1 protein-coding gene is annotated in these 1,113 nt (G+C 43.3%); it reads left to right on the forward strand.

All coding sequences use genetic code 11. The features are described from left to right. The first annotated feature begins 2 nt into the window (after window positions 1–2). On the forward strand, window positions 3–122 hold the full coding sequence (locus Q0614_RS12595) for a ChuX/HutX family heme-like substrate-binding protein (protein ID WP_366125042.1): 120 nt from the start codon (window positions 3–5) through the stop codon (window positions 120–122). Window positions 123–1,113 lie beyond the last annotated feature (991 nt).

Genomic DNA, 1,113 nt, shown 5'->3' on the forward strand with positions numbered 1-1,113 from the left:
TCGTGGGCTTTTACGACAAAGCGGGCGAGAATATCTTTAAAATTTACGTCTCGCGCGATGAGAAAGGACAGCTGCTAGCCGAGCAAGACGCAAAATTTGAAGCGTTAAAAGCCGCGATTTAGCGCTCACACAAAACTCGTCTTGCGCGGTTTGCGTAAAATTTGCTCTTGTCGGGTATTTAGGCTTGATCTCGCCTTTTGCGCGCGAGATCAAATCCGTAAAATTCTACTGCGAAATAACACTACATGCACTCCTGCGGGTTTGCGCGCAAAATTGATCCGCGCCGCCGCCCTCTTTATCTCCCGCCTATGCGTATTTATGGTTTTGATCTGCGGCGTAGAATCGCCTCCTTTTCTCGCCGCCTTCATTTAAAATCGATCTTGTCGGTTTAATTTACCAAACCGACTTTAGCGCGCGGGAATTGTTTTTCGAATTTGACGCAGGATCGTCCTTTTCTTCATTTCATCCCAAGCGCGCGCAGTATCTTGGGCGCAAAGAGTTTGAATTTAAACGGGCTTGCGGCAGGGCGAATTAAACGGATAAAATTTAGTCGGAGGATTTATGCAGCCGCGTTTTTAACGGTCTCAAATTTTAAATTTTAGATTTGCTGCGCTGCGCCACCGTAAGGCGTAAATTTTGAGTACAGGCTGTTTTGATCGAGCGCAACTTCGGGCGATTACAATTTTAAGCGCGCATGATTTTAAAATTTGCGCCGCGCCGCTAGCTTTATTCTATCTTGTCGCGCCGGGTTCCGCTCTACCGCGCCTATCTTCTGCCGCATCTCGTCTTGTTTCGCTTGTGACGTCCCGCTTAGCGCCCCGTTCGTTTTTTAAAAAGCGGCGTGCGACCGAGATAAAAACCGCCCTACTTCGGATCAAAATTTTATTTTTTCTCAAAACAGATCCCGACAAAGATAAAATTTTATAAAATCTACCATTTTAATTTCATATCTCAAAAACGTTTCGCCGTTACGCAAAGAGCGTTAAATTTTAAAATTGAAATTTTATACGTTAAGCTTAAGGCTTATTAAACTCCGATATTTAGGGCAATACAGACTCGAATTTTTATCTTTTATTGCTATAATTCCCTCATAAATTTAAATCTTAAGATTAA

This window comes from uncultured Campylobacter sp. (assembly GCF_937997595.1).
Lineage (GTDB): Bacteria > Campylobacterota > Campylobacteria > Campylobacterales > Campylobacteraceae > Campylobacter_B.